Origin of the sequence: Clostridium sp. AF28-12, assembly GCF_003435225.1 — a bacterium.
Classification (GTDB): domain Bacteria; phylum Bacillota; class Clostridia; order Lachnospirales; family Lachnospiraceae; genus Pilosibacter; species Pilosibacter fragilis.
Window position 1 is genome coordinate 126,585 of record NZ_QWGJ01000005.1, and the last position, 25,342, is coordinate 151,926.

General features: G+C 51.0%; 25 protein-coding genes. 15 read left to right on the forward strand and 10 right to left on the reverse strand.

What is annotated here, in order from left to right:
- Positions 1–41: 41 nt before the first annotated feature.
- Entirely contained in the window at positions 42–179 is a 138-nt protein-coding gene (locus tag DWY93_RS17140) for a hypothetical protein (protein WP_165859928.1), read from the reverse strand.
- Positions 180–226: 47 nt separating this feature from the next.
- A complete protein-coding gene (gene trmB / locus DWY93_RS06445) occupies positions 227–871 on the reverse strand; it encodes a tRNA (guanosine(46)-N7)-methyltransferase TrmB (RefSeq protein WP_117470993.1) in 645 nt (214 codons plus the stop codon).
- A gap of 333 nt (positions 872–1,204) precedes the next feature.
- On the opposite strand from trmB, the gene DWY93_RS06450 reads away from it, so the two are divergent.
- On the forward strand, positions 1,205–2,014 hold the full coding sequence (locus DWY93_RS06450; RefSeq protein ID WP_015552858.1) for an SH3 domain-containing protein: 810 nt from the start codon (positions 1,205–1,207) through the stop codon (positions 2,012–2,014).
- Between the two features lie 116 nt (positions 2,015–2,130).
- Here the strand turns inward: DWY93_RS06450 and DWY93_RS06455 are convergent, their stop codons facing one another.
- A complete protein-coding gene (locus DWY93_RS06455; RefSeq protein ID WP_117470994.1) occupies positions 2,131–3,045 on the reverse strand; it encodes a LysR family transcriptional regulator in 915 nt (304 codons plus the stop codon).
- A gap of 274 nt (positions 3,046–3,319) precedes the next feature.
- On the opposite strand from DWY93_RS06455, the gene DWY93_RS06460 reads away from it, so the two are divergent.
- The 11 genes from DWY93_RS06460 to DWY93_RS06510 all read left to right on the forward strand — a co-directional run bounded on the left by DWY93_RS06460 (position 3,320) and on the right by DWY93_RS06510 (position 14,620).
- Positions 3,320–3,631 (forward strand): hypothetical protein, encoded by a 312-nt coding sequence (locus DWY93_RS06460; protein WP_117470995.1) that lies wholly within the window; start codon positions 3,320–3,322, stop codon positions 3,629–3,631.
- Positions 3,632–3,634: 3 nt separating this feature from the next.
- Positions 3,635–4,690 (forward strand): V-type ATPase subunit, encoded by a 1,056-nt coding sequence (locus DWY93_RS06465; protein ID WP_117470996.1) that lies wholly within the window; start codon positions 3,635–3,637, stop codon positions 4,688–4,690.
- Positions 4,691–4,707: 17 nt separating this feature from the next.
- Positions 4,708–6,636, forward strand: a complete 1,929-nt coding sequence (locus tag DWY93_RS06470; RefSeq protein WP_117470997.1) for a V-type ATPase 116kDa subunit family protein — start codon at positions 4,708–4,710, stop codon at positions 6,634–6,636.
- A 180-nt stretch (positions 6,637–6,816) separates the two neighbouring features.
- On the forward strand, positions 6,817–7,248 hold the full coding sequence (locus DWY93_RS06475) for an ATP synthase subunit C (RefSeq protein ID WP_015552854.1): 432 nt from the start codon (positions 6,817–6,819) through the stop codon (positions 7,246–7,248).
- A gap of 45 nt (positions 7,249–7,293) precedes the next feature.
- Positions 7,294–7,602, forward strand: a complete 309-nt coding sequence (locus DWY93_RS06480) for a V-type ATP synthase subunit F (protein ID WP_117470998.1) — start codon at positions 7,294–7,296, stop codon at positions 7,600–7,602.
- A 1-nt stretch (position 7,603) separates the two neighbouring features.
- On the forward strand, positions 7,604–8,257 hold the full coding sequence (locus DWY93_RS06485) for a V-type ATP synthase subunit E (protein ID WP_021904020.1): 654 nt from the start codon (positions 7,604–7,606) through the stop codon (positions 8,255–8,257).
- An 87-nt stretch (positions 8,258–8,344) separates the two neighbouring features.
- The gene (locus DWY93_RS06490) at positions 8,345–10,111 is read left to right on the forward strand and encodes a V-type ATP synthase subunit A (protein WP_117470999.1); all 1,767 of its coding nucleotides are present in this window, start codon (positions 8,345–8,347) and stop codon (positions 10,109–10,111) included.
- A gap of 14 nt (positions 10,112–10,125) precedes the next feature.
- The gene (locus tag DWY93_RS06495) at positions 10,126–11,523 is read left to right on the forward strand and encodes a V-type ATP synthase subunit B (protein WP_015552849.1); all 1,398 of its coding nucleotides are present in this window, start codon (positions 10,126–10,128) and stop codon (positions 11,521–11,523) included.
- Between the two features lie 12 nt (positions 11,524–11,535).
- Entirely contained in the window at positions 11,536–12,156 is a 621-nt protein-coding gene (locus DWY93_RS06500; RefSeq protein WP_117471000.1) for a V-type ATP synthase subunit D, read from the forward strand.
- Positions 12,153–12,872: a TIGR01906 family membrane protein gene (locus tag DWY93_RS06505; RefSeq protein ID WP_117471001.1), complete on the forward strand. Its 720-nt coding sequence runs from the start codon at positions 12,153–12,155 to the stop codon at positions 12,870–12,872. The genes DWY93_RS06500 and DWY93_RS06505 overlap by 4 nt, the downstream gene beginning before the upstream one ends.
- 203 nt (positions 12,873–13,075) lie before the next feature.
- Positions 13,076–14,620: a D-alanyl-D-alanine carboxypeptidase family protein gene (locus DWY93_RS06510; RefSeq protein ID WP_117471002.1), complete on the forward strand. Its 1,545-nt coding sequence runs from the start codon at positions 13,076–13,078 to the stop codon at positions 14,618–14,620.
- Between the two features lie 135 nt (positions 14,621–14,755).
- On the opposite strand, the gene DWY93_RS06515 is transcribed toward DWY93_RS06510, so the two are convergent.
- Positions 14,756–15,730 carry a 3'-5' exonuclease gene (locus tag DWY93_RS06515; RefSeq protein WP_117471003.1) on the reverse strand — a complete coding sequence of 325 codons (975 nt, stop codon included), beginning with the start codon at positions 15,728–15,730 and terminating at the stop codon, positions 14,756–14,758.
- Between the two features lie 253 nt (positions 15,731–15,983).
- On the opposite strand from DWY93_RS06515, the gene DWY93_RS06520 reads away from it, so the two are divergent.
- Positions 15,984–16,388 carry a VOC family protein gene (locus DWY93_RS06520; protein ID WP_147324191.1) on the forward strand — a complete coding sequence of 135 codons (405 nt, stop codon included), beginning with the start codon at positions 15,984–15,986 and terminating at the stop codon, positions 16,386–16,388.
- 126 nt (positions 16,389–16,514) lie between these two features.
- Here the strand turns inward: DWY93_RS06520 and hcp are convergent, their stop codons facing one another.
- Positions 16,515–18,152: a hydroxylamine reductase gene (gene hcp / locus DWY93_RS06525; RefSeq protein WP_117471005.1), complete on the reverse strand. Its 1,638-nt coding sequence runs from the start codon at positions 18,150–18,152 to the stop codon at positions 16,515–16,517.
- 427 nt (positions 18,153–18,579) lie between these two features.
- Here hcp and DWY93_RS06530 point away from each other — a divergent pair, with 427 nt between their 5' ends.
- Together DWY93_RS06530 and DWY93_RS06535 are read left to right on the forward strand one after the other, a co-directional pair.
- Positions 18,580–19,917, forward strand: coding sequence for a potassium transporter TrkG (locus tag DWY93_RS06530; RefSeq protein ID WP_117471006.1), 1,338 nt, complete (start codon positions 18,580–18,582; stop codon positions 19,915–19,917).
- Between the two features lie 26 nt (positions 19,918–19,943).
- The gene (locus DWY93_RS06535) at positions 19,944–20,591 is read left to right on the forward strand and encodes a TrkA family potassium uptake protein (protein WP_117471007.1); all 648 of its coding nucleotides are present in this window, start codon (positions 19,944–19,946) and stop codon (positions 20,589–20,591) included.
- Between the two features lie 157 nt (positions 20,592–20,748).
- On the opposite strand, the gene DWY93_RS06540 is transcribed toward DWY93_RS06535, so the two are convergent.
- From DWY93_RS06540 to opp1B, 5 genes are all read right to left on the reverse strand, one after another.
- Positions 20,749–21,699: a M14 family metallopeptidase gene (locus DWY93_RS06540; RefSeq protein WP_117471008.1), complete on the reverse strand. Its 951-nt coding sequence runs from the start codon at positions 21,697–21,699 to the stop codon at positions 20,749–20,751.
- A 65-nt stretch (positions 21,700–21,764) separates the two neighbouring features.
- The gene (locus tag DWY93_RS06545; RefSeq protein WP_117471009.1) at positions 21,765–22,592 is read right to left on the reverse strand and encodes a dipeptide/oligopeptide/nickel ABC transporter ATP-binding protein; all 828 of its coding nucleotides are present in this window, start codon (positions 22,590–22,592) and stop codon (positions 21,765–21,767) included.
- Positions 22,589–23,422 (reverse strand): ABC transporter ATP-binding protein, encoded by an 834-nt coding sequence (locus DWY93_RS06550; RefSeq protein ID WP_117471010.1) that lies wholly within the window; start codon positions 23,420–23,422, stop codon positions 22,589–22,591. Before DWY93_RS06550 ends, DWY93_RS06545 begins: the two co-directional genes overlap by 4 nt.
- Positions 23,419–24,243 carry a nickel/cobalt ABC transporter permease gene (opp1C, locus tag DWY93_RS06555; RefSeq protein ID WP_117471011.1) on the reverse strand — a complete coding sequence of 275 codons (825 nt, stop codon included), beginning with the start codon at positions 24,241–24,243 and terminating at the stop codon, positions 23,419–23,421. Before opp1C ends, DWY93_RS06550 begins: the two co-directional genes overlap by 4 nt.
- Positions 24,243–25,184: a nickel/cobalt ABC transporter permease gene (opp1B, locus tag DWY93_RS06560; RefSeq protein WP_117471012.1), complete on the reverse strand. Its 942-nt coding sequence runs from the start codon at positions 25,182–25,184 to the stop codon at positions 24,243–24,245. The genes opp1C and opp1B overlap by 1 nt, the downstream gene beginning before the upstream one ends.
- Between the last annotated feature and the right edge of the window lie 158 nt (positions 25,185–25,342).

Sequence of the window (25,342 nt, forward strand, 5' to 3'; positions counted from 1 at the left end):
GCTTACCGCTCCGGCGGTCACAGAAAACCTCTCTGCCGCGCTTATTTTTTCTTTCTGCCGCAGACAACATCATTTGCCTCGTCAAAACATTTCCTGATCCGGATAATTTTCCGATTCAGTTCCATCTTGTCGCAGGTTGCCTGTGAGAGCCACCGCTTTACGCATGCCCACATACTCATCCGGCACACGGCCTTTCCGTCATTTCACGTCTATTATATGCAGATATTTATGACTTATCACGGCGGGCGGTCAGCTTACAGATCGGCTTGCCCTCCGCGGAGAACTTCGTCTCGTACTCTGTCATAACATTTCCCTCGGCCATATCGCTGTGGTGAAGATCAAATGTATGGGATGTCACCTGCCAGCCTGCCTCCGGAATGGATTCTAAAGAATAGCGGAACAGGTCCTGATTGTCGGTCTTAAACTCGATAATTCCGTCCGGCTGTAAAATCTTATCATACACGGCAAGGAAACGGTCTGATGTCAGGCGGCGCTTCGCATGGCGGTCCTTCGGCCACGGATCCGAGAAATTTAAGTAGATCCGCTCCACCTCATTATCCGCGAACACCTCCGTAAGCTCTAAGGCATCGATCCTCATAAAATAAATATTAGAAAGCTCCAGCTCCGCGCGCTTCTGAAGTCCGCGAAGCAGAACGCTGGAGTAACGCTCGATTCCCACGTAATTGATATCCGGGTTCATCTGGGCAAGCTCCATGATGAATTTTCCTTTTCCCATTCCGACCTCAATGCGGATCGGATTATCGTTTCCAAAAAATTCATGCCACCTTCCCTTCAGTGACTGCGGATCCTGGACCACATATGGGCTCTCAGCAATCTCTTCTTCCGCGCCTTTGATATGGCGTAATCTCATAATGTATTTCCTCCTGATATTGCTTGTGTCTCATTTTATCATTGAAAGCCTTATTTTGCAAGGTAACAGTGACGCGCAGAATTTTTCTTTCAATATATCTTTTGGAAACAGAAAATTCTTAAATTGTCCAAAAATTTTTCGTGCAATTTTCCCACTGTTCCAGTATAATAAAGATAATGGCTGACAAAATCGCTCTTTTCGTGTCTGTGATCGTTTCATCAGGCGCACAGCATTACATAGAAGAAAACGGCATCTGTGAGTATCCGGCACCTTCACCGGCACCGGATTTTCACCTTCACGCGCCGTTAAAATACATAAAACGGAGGGATTTATATGGCAAGAAACGACATTCCTAACGGATGGGATAAGATCCGTCAGAATGTTCAGGAGACCGAGCGTCTCATGGGACAAAAACAATACAACCAGTCCATGATCAAAGCAAAACAGACCGTGGAATACATGGTTAAGCTCCAATGTGAACAGGCGGGGATCATGGAAGGCTCCATGGACTCTATGATCCACGAGCTCTACAACAACGGCTGGATCTCAAAATCCACCGCCGAGCACTACTTACAGATCTACGACATCGGCACAAAAGCCGCAAAAAACGGCGATAACGGTGCCTACAATGCAAACCAGGCCTACCACGTGCTGTCCCAGGAGATCTACTCCTTTGCAGACAACGGGAAAGCCCCCCGCGGAAGACGCCCGGCCGGTAGCCGTCCCCAGCAGTCCAGAAACCGCAGCGCCGGTTCCCGGCAGTCCGGAAGCGGCATGCAGCCGGCTGATCTTTTAAAATTTGTGGTTCCGATCGTCCTCGTGATCATCCTGATCGTCCTGATCCGTGTCCTCACGCCGAAGAAACCGGCTACAGAGGAGACCTCCGCACCAGTGATCACAACGGAAACAGCAGAGACCACAGCCCCGGAGACTGAACCGGAGAGCACAGCTTCCGGCTCCTCCTACAAGACAACAACGACCTTGAACGTCCGCAAAGAACCGTCCACCGACGCGGACCGCATCGGAAAACTGGACCCGGGCGCATCCGTTGAATATCTCCGCGACCACGACGATACCTGGGCCGTCATCAAGTACAACGGACAGGAAGCCTATGTCGCGAAGGAATTTCTAACAGCGGAGTAATAACTTATTGGAATATCAAATTCAAAAAAGCTCTAAAGCCAATATTTAGGGCGGGATTCCGATGGATCCCGCCCTATTGCTGACTTCAGAGTTCTTTTTTCATTTATACTACATTCTTACACCGTCACATCTCCCATCCCCGACGGGTCTTTCTCAAAATACTTACAGAAATAATTCACAAACTCATCCACCACCGGCTTATTTCCTGCCTGCTCAAACACCGTGACCACCAGGTCACGCCTGCAGTTCGGGTAACGGATCGGGATCAGGACAACACCATGCCCCGGCTTTCCACCCCAGGCTTTTTCCGGCCAGAAGCCGATTCCAAGCCCTGCCGCGATCAGGTTGCGCACCGACTCCGGACTGTTGCTCTCAAACACCGCCTGAGGGCGGATCCCCGCTCTCCGGCAGAAATCATCGCAGATCCCGCGGAGCTGCCAGCCGTTTCCGAGACGGATGAAATTTTCTTCCTTCACTTCCCGCAGATCGACGGTCTTATGTTTCGCAAACTTTGAATCCGGCGGTACTGCCAGAAAAATCTCCTCCCTCAGATATTCCCGTCTTACCACGCCATCTGGAAGTTCCTGCGGATGCGGAGGCGTCACAGATATAGCGATCCTTGATTCGATATGGATATCACAGCTCTCCGTCATCTCAAGCTGGGATACCTGAAACTGGACATCCGGTTTCAGGGCCCGATAGGAAATAATACTGTTCGTAATGAGGTTCGACGCGGACAGGAAATTTAAATAGATCGTGCGCTCCGATGAATAAACCGACTCCCAGAGCTCATCCTTTAGATTATCGATGGATTCCAGAATCGGGATCAGGCGTTTTTTCAGGAGTTTCCCCTGTTCGTTGAGCTCGATCCGGTGATTTTTCCGGTCAAAAAGGCTTACGCCGAGCTCCGTCTCCAGACGCTTGATGGACTGGGACAATGCCGGCTGGGCGATATGCAGATCTTCTGCCGCTTTTGTCAGATTTTCATACCGCGCTGCCGCCAAAAAATACCGAAACTGCTGGATTTCCATATCATTCCCCCTTTTTCTTTCGCGCCTTAACGATCATGTTAATTTTGTGCTAATTTTTCGTTCATTTATAGCATTTTCCGATTATTATAACATTCATGTTATAACAGCATAATTATTATATATTTGAAATTCCTGATTTTCAAGCTATATTATAATGTTACCGGGGTCAGACACCCAGGAAAACCTGACTTGAATTTTACCGCATAAAACTCCGAGGTTTCTGGCCCCATCCCCCCGGATGAGGGAAAATCCTTCTCAGAAAGGAGACAAATCAATGAACAATATCATCAATCAGCTCTCCCAGATTGAAGAAAAGACTGTTGCGATCTTAGACGGCGCTGCTGACAAGAAAAAAACTCTTGCAGCAGAATATGAGGCAAAGACGAAACAGTTTGACGAGGAGCTGAATCATGAAACCGAACTGGAGATCCAGTCCATGCGCCAGAAAATGGAGGCAGAAGCCGCCGCGGAGCTTAACAGGCAGAAAACCGCCGCCGGTGACCAGATCGCCCGCCTGGAACAGCATTACGAAGAAAAGCATTCCTGGTATGTGGACTCCCTCTTCCGTTCTATGACCGAGGTGTGATCTATGGGAAGTCTCATCACTTACAGTGCGATCGCTGCCAAGCTTGCCGCGATGCGCGGGCATTTCCTCACGGATGATGAGTTCTCGGTCCTCGCGGGCATGGAGAATGTACCGGCTGCCGTCGAATACCTGAAAAGTTCTCCCGCCTACAGGGATGTTTTTTCCGGTGTCGAAAATGAGGAACTCCACAGAAGTAAGATCGAAGAGCTTTTGTGGCACTCCCTCTACGGTGATTTCTCAAGGCTGTTCCGATTCGCAAACGGAACCCAGAGAAAATTTCTGGATCTCTACTTTCTCCATTTCGAGATCGATGTCATGAAACGGTGTCTGAGGGACGCGGTTTCCGGAAAACGCTCAGATTTGAACTTTAAGAGCTTTGAGCCCTTCTTCCGAAAGCACTCCCACCTGGATTTCACCGCCCTGACTGATTCAAAAGATCTGGACGAATATCTGGACAGCATTCAGAACACCCCTTATTATGGTCCGTTAAAGGACTTAAGGGATCAGGGCATCACTTCCCTGTCTGAGTTCGAATCTGCTCTGGACATCCTGTACTTCATCCGTTTCTGGAAAAGTTTAAAAGACCAGCTTTCAAAAGACGACCGGGAGGCCATCGCCGACTGTGCCGGTGAAAAGATCGATCTTTTAAATATTGAATGGCTTGCAAGAGCGAAACGCCACTACAAATTATCTGCCGATGCCATTATGGAGCTTCTGATCCCCGTATGGCACCGTTTAAAAAAGTCTCAGGCAAGAGAGCTTGCCGAAGCGCCGTCTATAGAGGAATTCGACCGGATCCTAAAGGGGACCCGCTACGGAAACCGGATCTTTCGGGCATCCGGCGAACAGCAGGAGAATCCGGAACTGCATTCCCTGTTCCGGGCGCTTCTGGATGCTGTGTACAGCAAATCCGGACGGAATGATCCGTATTCCGCGGCTGCGTTAAACAGCTACTTCTATTTTAAGGAAGAAGAGATCAGAAAAATCATCACCACCGTTGAGGGGATCCGTTACAGCCTTGGCAGTTCAGAAATTCTCACCTGCCTGGCAGAAAGTTAGAAAAGGGGGTATGCTCTGTGATCGAAAAAATGAAATTCGTCAGCATCTCCGGGCCAAAGAACGATCTGGACCGAATGGTCAACCAGTATCTCTCCCACTATGAGATCCAGCTGGAAAACGCGCTGACCGAATTAAGATCCGCATCAAAATTAGAACCATATCCCGGAACCAATCCATACCGGGAACCGCTTCAGAAAGCGCAGAAACTTCTCGCTTCCTGTCCCGGCGCAAAACAGCAGGAGATTTCCACCGGAACAATGCCTGTGGAGAACGCCATCACACTTGTAAATGACATGGATACGGAGCTCGCCGCCTCCGATGAGGAGCGGGAGTCCTTAAAGGCAAAAGAAAAAGAAGTCTCTTCCCTGTTGGAGCAGGTACGCCTGTATGTGGAACTGGACTTCGATATTCCGGCAATTCTGAAGCTGAAGCACATCAAGTACCGGTTCGGACGTATCAGAAAAGAAAGCTTCCCGCAGCTTCAGGCATTCGCCGACCGCTCGGATGAGACGATCCTGTTCAAATGCCACGAATCAGACCACTATATTTCTTTGCTCTACTTCACACCGGATATCACCTCCGACCGGATCGACACCGTCTTCTCGTCCCTGCAGTTCGAGAGGATCTATCTCCCGGATGAGTACGCCGGAACCCCGAAGACCGAGGTCGAACGTCTGGAAAACGAGCTTGCAAATCTGAAAGCAAAGGAACAGGCCCTGGACGCAAAAGATTCCGGGTACCTGCTGACGAGACAGACCAGTCTCCGGGATGCCAGCCAGGTGCTGAAATCCTATGAAGCAAACTTCAATGTGAGAAAGTATGCGGCATGCACTCATGATAAGGATCATCCGTTCTACATTCTCTGCGGCTGGATGACAAAAGAGGACGCGGAAGCTCTCCACAGGGACCTCGCAAAGGACGCGGACACATTCTTCGTCTTAGAGGACAGCAAAGAGCACGTGACCAGCATTCCGCCCACCAAGTTAAAAAACATTCCGCTGCTGCGGCCGTTTGAGATGTTCGTAAAGATGTACGGACTTCCGTCCTACGACGAGTTTGATCCGACGCTTCTGATCGCCATCACCTACTCCATCTTCTTCGGCTTCATGTTCGGAGATGCCGGACAGGGCCTTGTCCTTCTGATCGGCGGTTTCCTGCTCTATAAGTTCAAAAAGATCGATCTGGCAGCCATTATCTCCTGCTGCGGATTCTTCTCAACGATCTTCGGATGCCTCTTCGGAAGCGTCTTCGGATTTGAAGATGTGATTCCGGCGCTGTGGTTAAAGCCGACCGAAGCCATGACGGATCTTCCGTTTGTGGGTCGTCTGAACACCGTGTTCGTCGTTGCCATTGCTCTCGGCATGGGAGTCATCCTCTTTACGATGATCTTAAACATGATTACGAGCTTTAAGAACCATGACACCGAAAAGACCTGGTTCGATACAAACGGTCTCGCAGGCTTCGTCTTTTATTTCAGTCTTGCAGCCACCATCGTAATGTTCATGAGCGGACATACGCTTCCGGCTGCAGCGGTCCTGATCATCATGTTCGTCCTGCCGCTTCTCGTGATGTTCTTTAAGGAACCGCTCACAGCAGTTCTGGAAAAGAAATCTGAGAAGATCTCCGGTGGCGTGGGAATGTTCATCACACAGGGATTTTTCGAGCTGTTTGAAGTACTCTTAAGCTACTTCTCCAACACGCTTTCCTTCGTCCGTGTGGGCGCCTTCGCCGTCAGCCATGCAGCCATGATGCAGGTTGTTTTAATGCTCGCAGGCGCAGAAACCGGAGCACCGTCCATACCGGTCATTGTTCTCGGAAACCTGTTCGTGTGCGGCATGGAGGGCCTGATCGTCGGGATCCAGGTACTCCGTCTCGAGTACTACGAGCTGTTCAGCCGGTTCTATAAAGGAAGCGGCCGGGAATTTAAACCGTTCTACGAGAAATAAGAATAAATGGTAACTGTTCAGTAGGTCTGCGCGCTTGCTGCGCTGACCGTAATAAAACATAGGCTGGAAGGCAAAAATCCCATCAGCGAAGCTGATCTGGAATGGATTTTTGCGTGTAACTATGAAGGCACTGAATCGTTACAATAAATGGTAAAATACAGATTTTAGGAGGTCATCGTCATGACAATCGCAGTAAAACTTCTTTTAACCGTTGCACTTATCTTCAGCATTGCTGTCCCCTTCGGAGCTTTCGCCGCAGGTGAAAAGACAAAAGGACGCTATAAAACAGCCCTCGCAGCCAACACCGTAATGTTCTTCGGAACCATGCTCTTCGCCGTCTGCGTACTCTTTGGCGGCACTGCATTCGCAGCCGAGTCCACAGCTGCAGCTGGCGGCATCTCCACCGGTATGGGCTACATCGCAGCTGCTCTTTCCACCGGACTTTCCTGTATCGGCGGCGGCGTTGCCGTTTCCGCGGCAGCATCCGCAGCACTTGGCGCTATCAGTGAGGATTCCTCCATTCTTGGTAAATCTCTTATCTTCGTAGGTCTTGCCGAAGGTGTCTGCCTGTACGGACTTATCATCTCCTTCATGATCATCGGTAAACTTTAATGCCTGACAACATGGCTGAACTATTACCAGGAATGGAGACCGGCTATGAGAATGTATTTGATCAGCGATAATACCGACACGCTGACCGGCATGCGGCTGGCGGGCGTGGACGGTGTGATCGCAAATGAAAAAGGAACGCTGGAAAAGGCGTTGAACGAAGTGTTAAAAGACAAAAATATCGGGATCATCCTGCTCACCGAAGCCCTCGGAAAGAAGTATCCGGAGCTGGTTAAGACGGTACGCACAGAACATAAAAAGCCGCTTCTCATCGAAATCCCGGACCGCCACGGAACAGGACGGCGGCCCGATTTCATCACGGCATATGTAAATGACGCGATCGGACTAAAGTTATAGTATGCACACAGCGGTTCCGTCCGCAGGCGACAGCGATCCGGAACCGCTGCAGATCGATATTGGAATCAAGGAGGTGGCTGCTTTGACAACCGAAGAAAAATTACAGCATTTTGAAGACATCTGCACAGGCGACGCATTAAAGAAATACGAGCAGGCAGTCTCTGATTATACCGCTTATGAGGAAAAGATCCTGAATGAGCATAAAGAAAACGCCAGAAAGCAGGCAGCATTGCAGATCGCTGCCGAAAAAGAGAGGATCGCACGGGAGACCAACAAAAACCTGTCCTTAGGCCAGATCGAGATCCGCCGTTCCTACAGCAGAAAAGATGAGGAACTCCGCGGAAAAGTCTTCTCTGAGCTTCGCGACAAACTGGCGCGGTTCATGGAGACCCCGAAATATGACGCACTCTTAGAGGCGCAGATCAAAAAAGAAAAAGCATTTGCAGGATCCAGTGAGATCCATATCTATATCGACCCGTCCGACAAGGAAAAGCAGAATCTTTTATCCTTAAGGACCGACTGCGACATCCGCGTCAGCCAGTACCCGTTTCTCGGCGGCACGCGGGCCGTCATCGCCTCGAAAAATATCCTGATCGATAACTCCTTTGAGACGAAGCTCAAAGAAGCTGAACAGGACTTCCAGTTCTCACTGTAACTGTGCGATACGTTTCCGCGGGCAGCGCGGTACACGCGCAGACCTGCCGGACAGTTACTTTTTATAACATTTTTGGAGGAAATCAACATGGCTGCAAAAGGCACAATTTACGGAATCAACGGCCCGATCGTCTATATTGCCGGTGATTCCGGTTTTCAGATGAATGAGATGGTCTACGTCGGAGAGGCAAACCTCGTCGGCGAGGTCATCGGACTGACCTCCGAACGCACAACGATCGAGGTCTATGAGGAGACCACAGGTCTGAAGCCCGGAGAGCCGGTCACAGGAACAGGAGCTCCTGTCTCCGTCACACTTGCCCCCGGCATTATCACAAATATTTTTGATGGAATCGAACGTCCGTTAGCCGCTATCAAAAAATCAAGCGGCTATTATATTGACCGCGGTGTTCATGTAACATCCCTTGATACAGAAAAGAAATGGCAGACCCACATGACCGTAAAGCGCGGTGATCATGTCTACGGCGGCACCATCATCGCGGAGGTCCCGGAGACGAGAGCCATTACCCATAAAGTCATGATCCCGCCGGATCTGGAGGGCGATGTCCTCTCCGTTGTCTCCGACGGTGAATATACGATCAATGATACACTGCTCACGATCATGACAAAGGACGGAACGGAAAAAGCGATCACTATGACACAGAAATGGCCGATCCGCATCCCGCGTCCGACCGTAAAGCGCTATCCGGCATCCAAACCGCTGATCACAGGACAGCGTATCCTTGACACCCTGTTCCCGCTCGCAAAGGGCGGCACGGCGGCGATCCCGGGCGGATTCGGTACCGGAAAGACCATGACCCAGCACCAGATCGCCAAGTGGTCCGATGCCGATATCATCATCTACATCGGCTGCGGCGAGCGTGGAAATGAAATGACACAGGTTCTGGAGGAATTCAGCGAGCTGATCGACCCGAAGAGTGGAAACCCACTGATGGAGCGGACTACGTTGATCGCCAATACCTCCAACATGCCGGTTGCCGCCCGTGAGGCGAGTCTTTACTCCGGCCTGACACTTGCAGAATACTACCGCGACATGGGATACAACGTAGCGATCATGGCAGACTCCACCTCCCGTTGGGCTGAGGCGCTCCGCGAGCTCTCCGGCCGTCTGGAGGAAATGCCGGCCGAGGAAGGTTTCCCGGCTTATCTGGCATCCCGGCTGTCCCAGTTCTATGAGCGTGCCGGAATGGTCCAGAACTTAAACGGAACGGAAGGTTCCGTATCCATCATCGGAGCCGTATCCCCTCAGGGCGGCGATTTCTCCGAGCCAGTCACACAGAACACCAAGCGTTTCGTCCGCTGCTTCTGGGGACTTGATAAGAACCTCGCCTACGCGAGACACTTCCCGGCGATCCAGTGGCTGACCAGCTACTCGGAATACCTCACGGATCTTTCTTCCTGGTACTCTGAGCATGTGGATAAAAACTTTGTCAATTACCGTAACCAGCTCGTCACGATCCTGAATCAGGAAAGCAGCCTGATGGAGATCGTAAAACTGATCGGATCCGATGTTCTCCCTGATGACCAGAAGCTCGTCCTCGAGATCGCCAAGGTTATCCGTCTCGGTTTCCTTCAGCAGAACGCTTTCCATAAGGAAGATACCTGCGTTCCGCTGAAAAAGCAGTTTAAGATGATGGAGATCATCCTTTATCTCTATAAAAAATCCCGTGCCCTCGTTGCCATGGGCATGCCGGTATCCGTCCTCAAAGAAGAAAAGATCTTTGAGAAGATCATTGCCATCAAATATGACGTCCCGAATGACCGTCTCGACATGTTTGACGACTATAAGAAGCAGATCGATGACTTCTACAATTCCGTCATCGAGCGCAACGCATAAGGAGGCAGATCACAATGGCAGTCGAATATCTTGGCCTTAGTTCCTTAAATGGCCCTCTTGCCGTCCTCGAAGGCGTTTCCGGGGCATCTTATGATGAAATCGTGGAAATGACCGTCGACGGAAAAGAAAAGAAGCTCGGACGCATTATCGAGGCGTACGAGGATAAAGCCGTGATCCAGGTGTTTGAGAGCACCGGAAACATGGCATTGAAAAACACTCATACCCGTCTCACCGGACATCCAATGGAGATCGGCGTCTCCGCCGATATGTTAGGCCGTACCTTTGACGGTCTTGGAAATCCCATCGACGGTCTGGGACCGATCTTAGCTGATAAAAAACTGGATGTAAACGGAAAGCCGTTAAACCCGGTAGCCCGTGAATATCCGCGAAACTATATCCGTACCGGTATCTCCGCCATCGATGGCCTGATGACCCTGATCCGCGGACAGAAGCTCCCGATCTTCTCCGGAAACGGACTTCCCCACGACCAGCTGGCAGCGCAGATCGTCATGCAGTCCTCTCTGGGAGACAATTCCGATGAAAAATTCGCCGTCGTATTCGCAGCTATGGGCGTCAAGTACGATGTTGCCGAATACTTTGAACGTACCTTCCGCGAGAGCGGCGTTCTGGACCATGTTGCCATGTTTATCAATCTGGCAAACGATCCGGTCGTCGAGCGTCTGATCACACCGAAGGTTGCCCTCACAGTTGCCGAATACCTCGCATTTGAAAAGGGCATGCATATCCTGGTCATCCTGACGGATATGACCTCCTACGCTGAGGCGCTGCGTGAGGTCTCCTCCTCAAAGGGCGAGATCCCGTCCCGTAAGGGATATCCGGGATACTTATACAGTGATCTGGCATCTCTCTATGAGCGCGCCGGAATCGTCGCCGGAGTCAACGGATCTGTCACACAGATCCCGATCCTTACCATGCCGAACGATGATATCACCCACCCGATCCCGGACCTTACCGGTTACATCACAGAAGGTCAGATCGTTCTGGACCGCAGCTTAAACGGTCAGTCCATCTACCCGCCGATCAGCGTGCTTCCGTCCCTGTCCCGTCTTATGAAGGACGGCATCGGTGAGGGATTTACCCGTGAAGATCATCAGGATGTGGCAAACCAGCTGTTTTCCTGCTACGCAAAGGTGGGCGACGCGAGAGCCCTCGCATCTGTTATCGGTGAAGATGAGCTCTCCCCGATCGATAAAAAATATCTGGAATTCGGCCGGGAATTTGAAAAACGGTTCATCGGACAGGATATCCATGACAACCGTACCATCATCGACACCTTAAACATCGGCTGGGAGCTTTTAGGACTTCTTCCGAGAGAAGAGCTCGACCGTATTGACACGAAGATCTTAGACAAGTATTATAAACCTGCAGACGCCGCTTCAGACGCTTCATAAGGAGGGGATCTCATGAATCCGAACACATTCCCCACCAAGGGAAATCTGATCCTTGCGAAAAACTCCCTCGCCCTTGCGACTCAGGGGTACGGACTGATGGATAAAAAGAGGAACATCTTGCTGCGGGAACTTATGGGCCTGATCGATCAGGCAAAAGCGATCCAGTCCGAGATCGATTCCACTTTTACCGCCGCCTACAAGGCACTCCAGAAGGCCAATATCGAGATGGGAATCCACTATGTGGAGGAGATCGCAGGTTCACTTCCCGTCACGGATGATATCCGGATCAAGGCGCGCAGCATCATGGGAACGGAGATCCCGCTTGTCGAGTATACACCGTCAAAAGATGAAAAACCGCCTTATTCGTTTTACAGCACCAGCGATTCGCTGGACGAGGCACGAATCGCCTTCGAGCGCGTGAAGGAACTGACCGCAGACCTCGCAACCGTGGAGACATCCGCCTACCGTCTTGCCGAGAGCATTAAGAAGACCCAGAAGCGGGCCAATGCATTGAAAAACATCACGATCCCGTCATACCAGGCACTTGTGAAGGACATCACCAACGCCCTGGAGGAAAAGGACCGCGAAGAGTTCACAAGACTAAAAGTAATCAAACGGAGTACCACGAAATGACAAAAACAGCAAAGACCATTACCTACGCCGCCGGGATCTTCACCGCGTTCTGGCTGATCATCGCGTTCCTTATCACGTCCGTTGAGGCGGTCGCCTACTGGACGCCGGGATATTATGAGAAGGAATACACGAAATATCAGGTTCTGAATGATCTTCCTGAGATGACCATGGACGATCTTCTTGACGTCACCGACCAGATGATGGCGTTTCTTCGCGGAAAGCGCGAGGATCTTCACGTATACACCACCATGGGCGGGGAATACCGGGAATTTTTTAATGACCGGGAGATTGCCCACATGGAGGACGTGCGGGGACTCTTCATCGGCGGCCTGTGGCTTCGCCGGATCGGGATCCTGATCACCCTATGCTTCGCGGCCCTGGCTTATTTCTGGGGACGTAAGAGTGCGGAGCGGACAGAGGCGTTAAAGCGCCTGATCCCGAAATCCCTCTGTATCGGCACCGGCGCGGTCTTTGCCGTAGCACTGGCCCTGATCGGCATTATATCCACAGACTTCTCAAAATATTTCATTGTTTTCCACAAAATCTTTTTCAACAATGATCTGTGGGTCCTCGATCCACGCACCGACATGCTCATCAACATCGTTCCGGAAGGTTTCTTCTTCGATACCGCCGCGCGGATCGCGCTGGTGTTTGCGGTGATCGTTGGGATGTTTTTTGTTGGAAATCTGGTATTATATAAAAGAGCCGGCAGATAGATCTGTCGGCTCTTTTTATATCATTTATCGGTTGCAGCCCTGTCTTCAAACTGCTATAATCCATAGTACGAGTACTGTGATCGTTCAATCCTTCACAATTACAGGCAAAAATCCATTCCTGATCGGCTGTGCCGATGGGATTTGAGACATCAAAACAGCCGCCACGTCGGGTAAACATAGCGGCAATTTTTTCAAGGAGTTCCATGAAACGAATTTTAAGTATTTTTCTCTGTCTGACGCTGATCCTCGGTTTTTGTCCGGGACAGACGGCATATGCGGCGGCTGAGTGGCCGTCGGAGATCTCGATCTCGGCGGACGGCGGGATCCTAATGGACATCAATTCGGGAGCGGTTTTGTTCGAGAAGAACAGCCATGAACCGTATTATCCGGCAAGTATCACAAAGATCCTGACGGCACTGATCGTGATTGAAAACTGTGGGCTTGATGAGACCGTGACGTTCTCCAATACAGCGGTGAACTCTCTTGAGCCGAACTCCTCCATTCTGGGGGCCCGCGCCGGAGATACGTTAAGTGTCCGGGACTGTCTTTATGCCCTGCTTTTACAGTCCGCGAATGAGGTTGCAAACGCTCTGGCCGAACACTGCGCAGGCAGTATTGATGCTTTTGCGGAGAAGATGAATGAGAAGGCGGCGGAGCTTGGATGTACGGACTCCCATTTCGCAAACCCGAGCGGTCTGAATAATCCGAATCACTATGTATCCGCTTATGACATGGCTCTGATCGCGAAGGCGGCATTTAATAATCCGACATTTGTAGAGGTTGATTCCACAACATACTATGACGTTCCTGCGGGGAAATTAAAGCAGTACCCGGATGGCTGGCGCTACTACGCCCACCACAGAATGCTGCGGCGGAATGATTCCCTTTATTACGACGGTGCCATCGGCGGAAAGACCGGTTACACCCTGCTCGCGGGAAATACATTGGTGACATGCGCGGAGCGCGATGGAATGAAGCTCATAGCTGTCGTTCTCAATGGTCACCAGACCCATTATTCCGACACAAAAGCACTGTTTGACTATGGATTTAAAAATTTCAAGTCCGTTCCGGTTGCGGATCAGGACAGCACTTACAGCAAGGTGGCTGATGATCTGACGATCTCCGGGATCTTTTCCGGGAGTGCTACAAGACTCACGGTAAATAAAAACAGCGCGGTGACTTTACCTGCGGATGGGAGCTTCTCCGATGTGACTTCCACACTGGACTACGACCTGACTGACGATGCACCGGATGGGGCGATTGCACGGATCGATTACCGCTATGGGGATAAGCTTGTGGGACAGGCTTATCTGGAGGCGACTGTGACACAGGGATATGTGCCCGGAGCAGTGAATCAGAGCACGGATACCGCGGAGACTGAGACTGTGGCTGAAACCATTCCTTCTAAGGCACCTGACAAGGAAACCGAACCTTCCTCTAAAAAAACGGGCAGCAATAAGACATCCTGGACCTCCTCTCCTGCTTTCGGCATTGTTAAGAAAGTCCTGATCGCTGCCGCTGTCATCGGAGCCATCGGCGGCGCCGTCTCCGGAATCATGATCTATCAGGAAAACAAAGCCCAGAACGAGCGTTTTCTCCGTCATCAGCGGCGCGAAAAACGTTTAAAGGAATGGGGATATTCTTCCACAGAATTTGATATGATCATGGAAAAGCACTTAAGATCCAAGTCCGGGATTAAGCAGCCGGGATTCCGGGAGCGGCTCAGAGATCATTTTCGGAGACGATAAGTTTTATTTTATGTAAACTAAAAGAGCAGATGTATGCTTTTTGAAGCAATACCTCTGCTCTTTTTCTATCTTTTCACATCCGTTTTTTCAGGAGCAAAGTGCTCAATTGCTGCCGTATCTTCCGGGCTGCCGCCTCTATTCCACTCCATGGAGTTTCTTCTGCCTGCTTTTCTCCGCACGGCGGATCCGGGCCTCCTCTTTTTTCAGGAAAACAGCTTCTGCACCTTCCTCATCCACCGGTTTTACCGTCTTTACGGCAAAAACTCTGCCGTCCTCCGACTTTTTCATCCGGATTTTTCCTTTCATCATACCGTGTTCCGGGCATGTCGCAAGGCAGAGGTAATAGCGCTGCCCCGAGGAAAACCAGCGGATCTTTTTCCTCAACATCCGGCGGCACTTCGTGCAGACAACATCTGTCACCCGCTTCTCCTCCATCGCCTCTTCCTTTGTCTCAAACATCCGGGACACAAACTTCGTGTACTCCGGGAAACGCAGCGTGAACTCCTCATCCTCTCTCTCCGGCGGCATATAGTAGTCCACGGACACATAGTCCTTCACAGACTCAAAATCCATGGCCCGCATCACACGTCCCGTATACTCTGCGTCGCCAAGCGCCCTATGGAACGGCGCGTCCACGTCAAGTGCAAAGGACTCCACCGCCTCATCCAACGAAATTCTCGCCTTTCCGTCCTGATAACACAGGCTGTACAGTTTCTGGACATCATAAAAAAGGAACGGTTTCGGGAACGGGATCGTCATCCCATGATAGACCATGTTCCTCTGCAGTTCCGTAAGGTCCATACTTCCCCAGGTGCAGAATATGCAGTCCTCTCCACACCATTTAAGGAAATCCTCCATTACCGCCGCAAACGGCTCTCCATCCCGCTCTAACTCTTCGATGGAAACATGGGTCACCTCAGAGATGATCCGGTGCATCTGGCGGTACACGCAGGGACGGATGATCCGGTGAAACTCCGCGACCTTCTCACGCTCTTCATTCAGTTTTACTGCTCCGATCTCAAAGATCTCAAAAGGAAGCCGCTCCACAGACGCTTCTTTACCGCCCGGGTTCTGGTTCCATTCCAAATCAAATACAATAAAATTTTTCATAATACAAGAGTATAGCACAGTTTTTTCTGCCCGTCACTGAGAAAATTGTTGCTGTACACGGGCAGGGATCAGTCGCTTACTTTTTTCTTGCACTCTGTTTCAAATAATCCTATAATAAGCATAGTTTGAGATAGAAAAACTACAGCAACAGCGTTTCCGCCTCTGTAGGATCACTCAGGTAAGACCATCTGCTTCTGATCTGGTGCTTTTATCTGGAGATTTGCTGCGCTGGAACGCGGAAAGGATTCTTATCATGAAACACATCACAGGACTTGCGCATATCGCGCTTTTCACAAAGGATCTTGAAACATCCATAAAATTCTACGAATGTCTCGGTGGAAAGGTCACTGGACAGGCTGATGTCCAGAAGCCGCTTGGAACTAACCACATCAAGATCGTCAGCATGCCGGGCTTTGACCTCGAGATCATCGAGCCACATGACGGCACTGATGTGACCGCCCTGGGCGGTCTCTTCCCGCACATCGCAATCGAAGTCAATGACATCGACGCTGCCATCGCAGACTTAAAGGCAGCCGGGATCACAAACTTCCGGGGCGGTGTCGACAAGGCAGCTGACCTCCCGATCTTCGGCGGCATCCGCAACGCATTTTTTATCGGACCGAACGGAGAACAGCTGGAGCTTTTACAGCATCTGTAAAATTCGGTTGACCGCAGATCATGCGGATCACTGTAATTTAAGTACATAAGTAAAGTCCCCGGATAAGGAACTACCGCAGCTGGTCAACTGACCGCTGGCACATTCCCTATCCGGGGGCTTTTTATCTTATCCCAATAACGCCTTCAAATCCTCCTCCGGTGTCGTCACCGGACCGATTCCGTAGTTCTCCACAAGGAAATTCAGGATATTCGGGGAGAGGAACGCCGGTAAGGACGGGCCGAGGCGGATATTCCTGATCCCAAGATGCAGGAGTGTCAGGAGAATACACACTGCCTTCTGCTCATACCAGGAGAGCACGAAGGACAGCGGAAGCTCGTTCACCCCGCACCCAAACGCCTCAGCCAGCGCCATAGCCACCTTGATGGCACCATAGGCATCGTTGCACTGGCCCATGTCCATGATCCGTGGGAGACCGCCGATATTTCCAAGGTCCAGATCGTTAAAGCGGAACTTTCCGCATGCTAACGTCAGGACAAGGCTGTCCGCCGGAGTCTGCTTTACAAAATCCGTATAGTAGTTTCTTCCCGGCTTCGCGCCATCGCAGCCCGCAACGAGGAAGAAATGTCTGATCGCGCCGGATTTTACCGCGTCGATGACCTGATCAGCCATGGAAAGGATCGTTCCATGTCCGAATCCTGTCATGACCTGAGTTCCGCCGTTGATTCCCGTAAACTGGCGGTCTTCCTGATATCCGCCGAGTTCCAGCGCCTTCTCGATCACCGGGGTAAAGTCTTTCTCATCATCAATATGAACCATTCCCGGATATGCTACGACCTCCGTCGTGAACACGCGGTCCGCGTAGGATTTCTTCGGCGGCATCAGACAGTTTGTGGTAAAGAGGATCGGAGCCGGGATATCCGCAAATTCCTTCTGCTGATTCTGCCATGCAGTTCCGAAATTGCCCTTTAACTGCGGATACTTTCTGAGCTCCGGGTAAGCGTGGGCCGGCAACATCTCGCCGTGGGTGTAGATGTTAACGCCTTTTCCCTCTGTCTGCTTTAAGAGAAGCTCCAGGTCCTTGAGGTCATGTCCCGTCACAACGATAAACGGTCCTCTTTCTACTACAAGCGGTACGCTGACCGGGATCGGAGTCCCGTAAGTTCCCGTGTTTGCTGCGTCCAGCATCGCCATGCAGGTGAGGTTCACCTCGCCGACCTTCAGGACCGTCGGGAGCAGGCTTTCGACGGTACCGTCTTTTGCGATCTCCCGGAGCCCCGTTAAGAAGAACTGGTTTACCGTCTCATCAGATGCCCCCAGCATCAGCGCATGGTACGCGTACGCCGCCATACCCTTTAATCCGAACAGGATCAGGGATTTCAGGGAGCGGATATCAGGGTCCATGTCCCACAGCAGACCGAGATTATAATCATCCGTATCTTGCACACTTGCTGCCGCACCCGACTCTCCCGCTGCCTTTTCGCGCGGTCCTGCACTTTTCTTCACCGGCGCTGCGAGCAGCCGCTCCTTCTCCCTGTGCGTCTTCTCAATCTGCGCCCGGATCGCGTCATCATCAAAGCTTACATTCGTAAGTGTCGTAAAAAGCCCCTCGATCACCGTGCGGTACACTCGATCTCCCGGACATTCCACGCCTTCTGCCGCTCTCGCAAGCCCGATCATCGCACCTACAAGCTGGTCCTGCAGCCTTGCTGTCTCCGCCGTCTTTCCGCAGACACCCGTGCTCCCGGTACATCCCGCGCAGCCTGCGGTCTGCTCACACTGATAACAGAACATTTTTTGATCCATTTCATATACCTCCATATATTTCCCCGACTCTTCCCGCGTGACTCCAGGCAGCCCATACAAGCAGCCAACACTGTCTTCGCAGTTTTGCCGATCTCAAATTATCCTGACACGCCTGCCGTCCCTGCGGCAGCCATAACCGATAAGTCATCATGTTTCCCTGTCCGGCACCGCCGAACCATGTACACATTATATCCGCGAAATCAGCTTTCGTATGTTGTAATTACAACATTTTTAAACAGACCACCTGGAAATAATTTCCACATGTCCACCTCTCACACTTTTCGCAGACCAGAACGGATCCAGCCGCTCTTTATAATTTCCTGTGCGAATCAGGAATTTTCAGGACTTTAAAATCCATAAATTTCGCTTTTCTTTACATCCATAAACGTTTATAATGGAACAAATGCTTTATGAAAGGATTCAGATTATGTTTCGTATTCTTTCCGCTTTCAGGCGGTTAAATTCATTTCAGATCATTGTTTTAGGCTTTGCCTTCGTGATCTTGCTCGGCGCCGGCATCCTGATGCTGCCGGTATCCTCCGCGGACGGAAGCTGGACTCCATTTGTAAACGCCCTGTTTACCTCCGTCACCTCCGTCTGCGTGACCGGTCTTGTGGTCTGTGACACCGGAACCTACTGGTCTTCCTTTGGACATGCCGTAATTCTGCTTCTGATCCAGACCGGCGGTCTCGGCGTTGTGACGATCTCCGCTTCCTTTACGATCCTCTCCGGAAAGAAGATCGGTCTTTCCCAGCGGAGTATCATGGCAGAATCGGTCGCTGCCCCTCAGCTCAGAGGAGTTGTCCGCCTGACCGGTTTTATTGTAAGAGTCACTCTCGGTATCGAACTGATCGGCGCTCTCCTGATGGCACCTGTATTCTGCCGCGATTTTGGTCTTTTCCGGGGACTCTGGATGTCTTTATTCCACTCCGTATCCGCATTCTGCAATGCCGGAATCGATCTGCTTGGTGTCCGGGGAGCATATTCCTCCCTGACATCCTACGCATATGACCCGCTGATCAATCTCGTGATCATCCTGCTTATCGTGATCGGCGGAATCGGTTTCCTGACCTGGGATGATATTTACAGAAACCGGCACCATATTTCCCGATACCGGATGCAGAGTAAGGTCATCCTCTCCTACTCGCTGGCACTGATCTTTATCCCGGCTATCCTCTTCTTTTTTCTGGAATTTCAGGATATCCCGGCCGGAAAACGGATCCTTGTATCCTTATTCCAGTCGGTGACAACGCGAACTGCCGGTTTTAATACAGCGGATCTTTCCTCCATGCGGGAATCCGGCCAGTTTCTTATGATTCTTCTCATGCTGGTCGGAGGAAGCCCGGGATCCACCGCCGGCGGAATCAAGACGACCACTCTGGCCGTTCTGATCTCCTGTGCGACTGCTGTCTTTGCCAGAAAGGACAGCCCGGAAATGTTTAAACGGCGCATTATCCCCGATATTGTCGCCACAGCGATCGCGATCCTTTTCATGTATACAAGCCTCGGTATCCTGTGTGCCATGACGCTCAGCATTCTGGAAAGCCTGCCTCTTATACCGTGTCTGTTTGAGGCGATTTCCGCCCTCGCTACGGTAGGCTTGAGCTTCGGGATCACCCCGACACTTTCCGTTCCATCGAAGCTGATCCTGATCACATTTATGTTCATCGGCCGTGTTGGCGGGCTCACGATCATCTACGCGACCATGTCCGGTTACAGGATCCGGTGCGGAAAATTCCCGCAGGAAAAAATTTCCGTCGGATAATAGATAATATATTTAAGGAGAAAATTATGAAATCAATTCTTTTGATCGGTCTCGGCCGTTTTGGAAAACATGTTGCCATGCATCTTCACAACCTCGGACACCAGGTTATGGCCATTGACAGTACGGAAGAACGTGTCAACGCAGTCCTTCCCTACGTGACGGAAGCACAGATCGGTGACAGTACAAATGAGTCCTTCCTTTCCTCTCTGGGAATCCGCAATTTTGATGCCTGCATCGTCGCGATCGGCGATAATTTCCAGAGTTCCCTTGAAACGACCTCTCTCTTAAAGGAGCTCGGAGCAAAGCTCGTTGTCTCCCGCGCTTCCAGTGACGTTCACCAGAAATTTCTTCTGCGAAACGGTGCCGATCAGGTCGTCTACCCGGAACAGCAGCTTGCGAAATGGACAGCGATCCGCTTCAGCTCCGACCACATTCTTGATTTCGTCAATCTGGAAGGCGACTACGATATCTATGAGGTTGATCTTCCGGAACGATGGGTTGGCATGAGCGTAGGTGAGATCGATATCCGGAAAAAATACGGCATCAACATCATTGCCGTCCGTCGAAACGGCACCCTGGATTTCTCCGTCAAGCCGGAAACCAGCTTTGAAGAAGGCGATACGATTCTGGTTCTCGGACAGTATCGCGATCTGCAGAAATGCTTTAAGATTTAATATCCTGTTTGCTCCAGTGCGCGCCTGCGAAACCTGCCGCCTGCAGCTTCTTTTGTATGCATGGCAGCATAAAAAGCCATTTTATGGATATCTCCTGAATTCCAGGACTTTCCCATAAAATGGCTTTTTATTGACATTTTTATTTCACATCTGTTATTTATCTATCCACATATTCCCCATAAGCGATCAGCGGATCCCCTGTCTTCACGCCAAGACCTACCGTCTGGTACAGAACGATTCCCGGATAGTCTGCCCGATACTCCCGTAAAAGGTTTCCCCAGATATCTCTCACCGTTCCCAGAACCGCACCTCCCGCGAACGTATCTCCTGCGGAAAATACCGGATACCACAATCCATCTGTCTCTGCCTCCAGATACTCTGCTCTGGTCACATTTTTCTGCTGCACTGTATGAACCTCTTCACCGGAAAGAAGTCCCATGCGGATCATAATATTCTTCACATCCCGCTTATATGCCTGAACTTCGCTGTCCGTAAATTTTCCGCCGCCTCCGCGCTCCATGAGGATCGCAGGAAGACCTCTTTGGCAAGCGCTGCTATACGCGCCGGTGGTCGCTGTGGAGCTGGCACGCACTTCCATATCCGCTGCCATTGCCATGTTCGCAGACACCCTGGCGATCTTTTCTCCTGCTGCCACATTATAATAGACAAACGGCATAACCTCTTCACTGGTATCCCCCGCATGAAGATCGATATAGTAGTCCGCCTTTGACTGGAGTTTTTCCGTGATCGTCCACGCGATCCGCTCCGACAATGTTCCATCCTTTTTCCCCGGAAATACCCGGTTCAGATTTTTTCCATCTTCAGGCACGAAAAAGCGCACATAATCCCGGAATGCTGAAGGATTTGCCACATGAAGGCAGATCACATTCCCCGCAGTATCCTTGGGATCAAGCTCTCTGGAAAGCTCGGAAAGCGCCTGCACGCCGATATATTCCGCTCCATGGACTCCCGCTGATATCATCATCGTAGGTCCTTCCTTTGCCCCGCAGATAAGTGTTAGCGGAAGTTTCTGTCCGCCGCCTTCTATTTCCAGCCACCCAGTCTTCTTTTCTCCTGCTTCTGCACAGATCATTCCGATCTCCAGCATATTTCTGCCACCTCCTGAGCATATTTTCTGTCGTGCACTGTAACTGTTCAATGCACTCACAGCTACTATGCACTTTCTTCACTTTCTTTTACGTCCATTTCATCATCGTACTCTTCATCAAACTCAATAATGGAATCCAGCAGCTTTCGCGCATACACATCCGTAGTCTGCGCGATCCGGGATACCGGGATATGTTCCGTGATCCGTCCTTTATATAAGAACATGACTTCGTCGCAGAGATATGTGACTGATGTAAGGTCGTGGGTGATAAACACATACGTCAGCCCCAGCTTCTCCTTCAGCTCCTTTAAGAGATCCATCACCTGCACCTGCGTGTGCGCGTCGAGGGAAGAGATCGCCTCATCAAACAGGATAAACTCCGGCTCACACGCCACGGCACGGGCGATGCAGACACGCTGAAGCTGTCCACCCGAAAGCTCATGCGGAAAACGGTCGAGAAACGTCTCATCCAGGCCGACTAACTCCAAAAGTCTGCAGTATTCCGCGCTCCGGTCCGTTTTTTTTCCGTTCTTCCGTTCCTTCACCCGAATTCCTTCCGCCAGAATATCCCGGATCCTGAACCGCGGATTTGCAGATGTCGTATAATCCTGGAATACAACGCTGAGCATGTTCTGAAGATTCTTCTTTCCATCTCGTGACGCATACACATTTTTCCCTTCCAGCAGGTATTCCCCGCTGTCCGGCTTTAACAGACCGCAGATCACCCGTCCAAGCGTCGATTTTCCACTTCCGGATTCACCTAAGATTCCAAGGCAGCTTCCTTTGGGGATCGAGAGTGACACATTAAACAGTACCTGTGTCCTGCTGACACCAAAGATCTTTTCCTGCCGCTCACTGCGAAAGCTGACGCAGATATCTCTCATCCGGATCATGCCGCACCTCCATTCTCATGCCCAATGCTTTCCCTGTATTTTTTCATGACCGCCGACCGTTTTTCCACCAGAAGTCTCGTATATGGATCTGACGCATGATGCAGGATATGGGAAAAGCTTCCCCGGTCCGCGATCGTTCCGCTGTTCATGACCACAAGGTCGTCCGCAACCTTAGAGATCGCACCGAGATCGTGGGTGATAAAGATCATTGCCGTATCATGCTCTTTCTTGATCCGGACAAATTCTTCCAGGATCTCATACTGGGTGATCGAATCGATGGCCGTTGTCGGTTCATCCGCGATCAGAAGTGCCGGTTTTAATGCCATCGCGATCCCGATCATGATCCTCTGCAGCATGCCGCCGGAGAGCTGATGCGGGTATTTCTGAAGCGTCTCCTCCGGATTGCGGATCCGCATGCGTTCCAGTGTCTCCAGTGACTTCTCTCGGATCTCGTTCGCATTCCAGTCCGTGTGTGTCGCAAATGTCTCCCCGATCTGGCTTCCGATTCGGTAGAGTGGGTCAAAACACGTCATCGGGTTCTGTAGGACGACAGCGATCTCACTCCCACGGATCTTTCTCATGGACTCCCCACTTTCCTTTAAGAGATCCTTTTCCCCAAACCAGGCATGACCGGAGACGGAGAAATTCTTATCGAGAAGTCCCAGCATCGCCTTGATGCTCATGCTTTTTCCGCTTCCCGATTCTCCCAGGATTCCAAGGCATTCCCCTCGCTGAACCTCAAAGTTTACATGGCGGACAAGCTCTTTTTCCGGTCTGCGCGGAATTTTTAACGTTACGCACAAGTCTTCCGCCCGTATCACTGTGCTCATACATTCACCTCCTTCGGATCAAGAACATCCCTCAGCGCGTCTCCCATCAAGTTGAAGGCAGATACCAGGATCACGATCGCGACACCCGGCACGATCATCTGGGTCGGATTGCTGGTGAGGACATTTTTTGCCTCATTTAACATTGCTCCCCACTCCGGTGTCGGTGCCTGAACACCGAGTCCCAGGAATGAAAGCGTGGAGATATTGATGATCGCCCAGCCCACATCGAGTGACGCGAGAACCGCGAGGTCCGCCGCGATGGACGGCACCAGATGGCGGAACAGGATAAATCTCTCCGGAGTTCCCACGCATCTGGAAAACTGGACGAAATTGCGGTCTCTGTGCTGCATGACTCCGGTCCGGATCATTCGTGCATACCAAGCCCACTTGATGAACACATTCGCCAGGATCACGTTCTGGACATTGATGCCGAGAAGCGCAACCACCGCAAATACCATAATCTGACTTGGGAAGGAGAGCATAACGTCGACCGTCCGCATGATGATCTCCTCCGGGATTCCGCGGAAATATCCCGCCAAAAGTCCCATAAGAGCTCCAAGACCGATGGTTCCAAGCATCGTCAGGACTGCCAGCCCCAGTGTCGGGCGGATCCCATAGATCATTCTCGAAAGAATACAGCGGCCAAGATTGTCCGTTCCAAGCGGATATTCAGCCGAAAATCCGGCAAATTTGTTGAGGATGTCCGTTTCATACGGATCGTTCGGCGCAATAAACGGGGCGAAGATCCCCACGAGCGCTGTGAGGAGAACGATCGCCACAGTGAACATTGCAGTCCTGTTATGTAAAAAGCGCTGAAGCATTAATGTTCCTCCCTTCTCATACGCGGGTCTGATACCGTCTGTAAAATATCGAATAACAGATTGAAAACGACAAACAGGACTCCGATCAGAAGCACGTATGTCTGGATCACCGGATAATCCCGGTTAAAAATAGAACTGATGCAGAGCGTCCCGAGTCCAGGCCATGCAAACACATTTTCCACCACGATCGTTCCTGAGATCAGCTGCGGAATGCTCATTCCGACTGCAACGATACAGGTGTGCATGGAGTTTTTCAGGATATGTTTTACAAGGATCAGCTTCTGGGGCAGCCCCCTGACATTCGCGTAAAGGACATAATCCTGCTTCATATTTTCCAGCATGTTGTTGCGGATCAGACGGATATAGGTAGAAATATAGCTGAGTGACACCGTGAATGCCGGGAGGATCAGATGTTTCCATGTTCCGTTTCCGCTTGTCGGAAGAAGATCCAGCCTGATGGATACAAGCCACATGAGAAGTAGTCCCACCCAGTATGCCGGCATCGCCGTTGTCATAAAGACGATGGCTCTCATGATCTTATCGAACCATCCATCTTTATAGACAGCGCAGAGAAAGCCGATCGGCAGACTTAAAAGGATCACCATCACGAAAGAAACGCCCGCCAACTGGAGTGTCGCAGGCATACATCTTGCCAGTTCACCCGCCACAGTTCTTTTCGGATTTACATAACTGATCCCAAAATCTCCCTGCAGGCAATCCGCAAGCCAGGAAAAGTACCGCACAAGATATGGCTTATCAAGTCCCAGCTCTGCACGGACTTCCGCGATGGCCTCTTCTGTTATGATGGGCACCTGGCGGACACGCAGCGCTACCTCCGCCGGATCCGACGGGATCAGGTTAATAAATACAAAGCAAACAAATGAAATCACGATCAGAAGAGGGATCGCTGACAGGATCCGCTTAATGACGTACTGTTTCATGAAATTCTCCTTTCCGTACATACGCACAACAACAAGCCGCCCGGATGGACGGCCTGTCAGATCGGGCTTTATCTCAGTCTCCGACTGAGATAAACGCTCCGCGAGGATGCGCAGTGATTCTGTAAAGAATATGTCAGCTTGCGCTGACCGGAATCACG

Excerpts from the sequence above, each read along its gene's own strand:
- DWY93_RS06460 (WP_117470995.1), top strand. The coding sequence starts at position 3,320 with ATGAACAATATCATCAATCAGCTCTCCCAGATTGAAGAAAAGACTGTT.
- opp1B (WP_117471012.1), bottom strand. The coding sequence starts at position 25,184 with ATGAAACAGTACGTCATTAAGCGGATCCTGTCAGCGATCCCTCTTCTG.
- DWY93_RS06455 (WP_117470994.1), bottom strand. The coding sequence starts at position 3,045 with ATGGAAATCCAGCAGTTTCGGTATTTTTTGGCGGCAGCGCGGTATGAA.
- DWY93_RS06520 (WP_147324191.1), top strand. The coding sequence starts at position 15,984 with ATGAAACACATCACAGGACTTGCGCATATCGCGCTTTTCACAAAGGAT.
- DWY93_RS06490 (WP_117470999.1), top strand. The coding sequence starts at position 8,345 with ATGGCTGCAAAAGGCACAATTTACGGAATCAACGGCCCGATCGTCTAT.
- DWY93_RS06530 (WP_117471006.1), top strand. The coding sequence starts at position 18,580 with ATGTTTCGTATTCTTTCCGCTTTCAGGCGGTTAAATTCATTTCAGATC.
- DWY93_RS06515 (WP_117471003.1), bottom strand. The coding sequence starts at position 15,730 with ATGAAAAATTTTATTGTATTTGATTTGGAATGGAACCAGAACCCGGGC.
- trmB (WP_117470993.1), bottom strand. The coding sequence starts at position 871 with ATGAGATTACGCCATATCAAAGGCGCGGAAGAAGAGATTGCTGAGAGC.
- opp1C (WP_117471011.1), bottom strand. The coding sequence starts at position 24,243 with ATGCTTCAGCGCTTTTTACATAACAGGACTGCAATGTTCACTGTGGCG.
- DWY93_RS06495 (WP_015552849.1), top strand. The coding sequence starts at position 10,126 with ATGGCAGTCGAATATCTTGGCCTTAGTTCCTTAAATGGCCCTCTTGCC.
- DWY93_RS06535 (WP_117471007.1), top strand. The coding sequence starts at position 19,944 with ATGAAATCAATTCTTTTGATCGGTCTCGGCCGTTTTGGAAAACATGTT.
- DWY93_RS06550 (WP_117471010.1), bottom strand. The coding sequence starts at position 23,422 with ATGAGCACAGTGATACGGGCGGAAGACTTGTGCGTAACGTTAAAAATT.
- DWY93_RS06540 (WP_117471008.1), bottom strand. The coding sequence starts at position 21,699 with ATGCTGGAGATCGGAATGATCTGTGCAGAAGCAGGAGAAAAGAAGACT.
- DWY93_RS06500 (WP_117471000.1), top strand. The coding sequence starts at position 11,536 with ATGAATCCGAACACATTCCCCACCAAGGGAAATCTGATCCTTGCGAAA.
- DWY93_RS06510 (WP_117471002.1), top strand. The coding sequence starts at position 13,076 with ATGAAACGAATTTTAAGTATTTTTCTCTGTCTGACGCTGATCCTCGGT.
- DWY93_RS17140 (WP_165859928.1), bottom strand. The coding sequence starts at position 179 with ATGAGTATGTGGGCATGCGTAAAGCGGTGGCTCTCACAGGCAACCTGC.
- DWY93_RS06505 (WP_117471001.1), top strand. The coding sequence starts at position 12,153 with ATGACAAAAACAGCAAAGACCATTACCTACGCCGCCGGGATCTTCACC.
- hcp (WP_117471005.1), bottom strand. The coding sequence starts at position 18,152 with ATGGATCAAAAAATGTTCTGTTATCAGTGTGAGCAGACCGCAGGCTGC.
- DWY93_RS06475 (WP_015552854.1), top strand. The coding sequence starts at position 6,817 with ATGACAATCGCAGTAAAACTTCTTTTAACCGTTGCACTTATCTTCAGC.
- DWY93_RS06485 (WP_021904020.1), top strand. The coding sequence starts at position 7,604 with ATGCACACAGCGGTTCCGTCCGCAGGCGACAGCGATCCGGAACCGCTG.
- DWY93_RS06480 (WP_117470998.1), top strand. The coding sequence starts at position 7,294 with ATGAGAATGTATTTGATCAGCGATAATACCGACACGCTGACCGGCATG.
- DWY93_RS06465 (WP_117470996.1), top strand. The coding sequence starts at position 3,635 with ATGGGAAGTCTCATCACTTACAGTGCGATCGCTGCCAAGCTTGCCGCG.
- DWY93_RS06545 (WP_117471009.1), bottom strand. The coding sequence starts at position 22,592 with ATGATCCGGATGAGAGATATCTGCGTCAGCTTTCGCAGTGAGCGGCAG.
- DWY93_RS06450 (WP_015552858.1), top strand. The coding sequence starts at position 1,205 with ATGGCAAGAAACGACATTCCTAACGGATGGGATAAGATCCGTCAGAAT.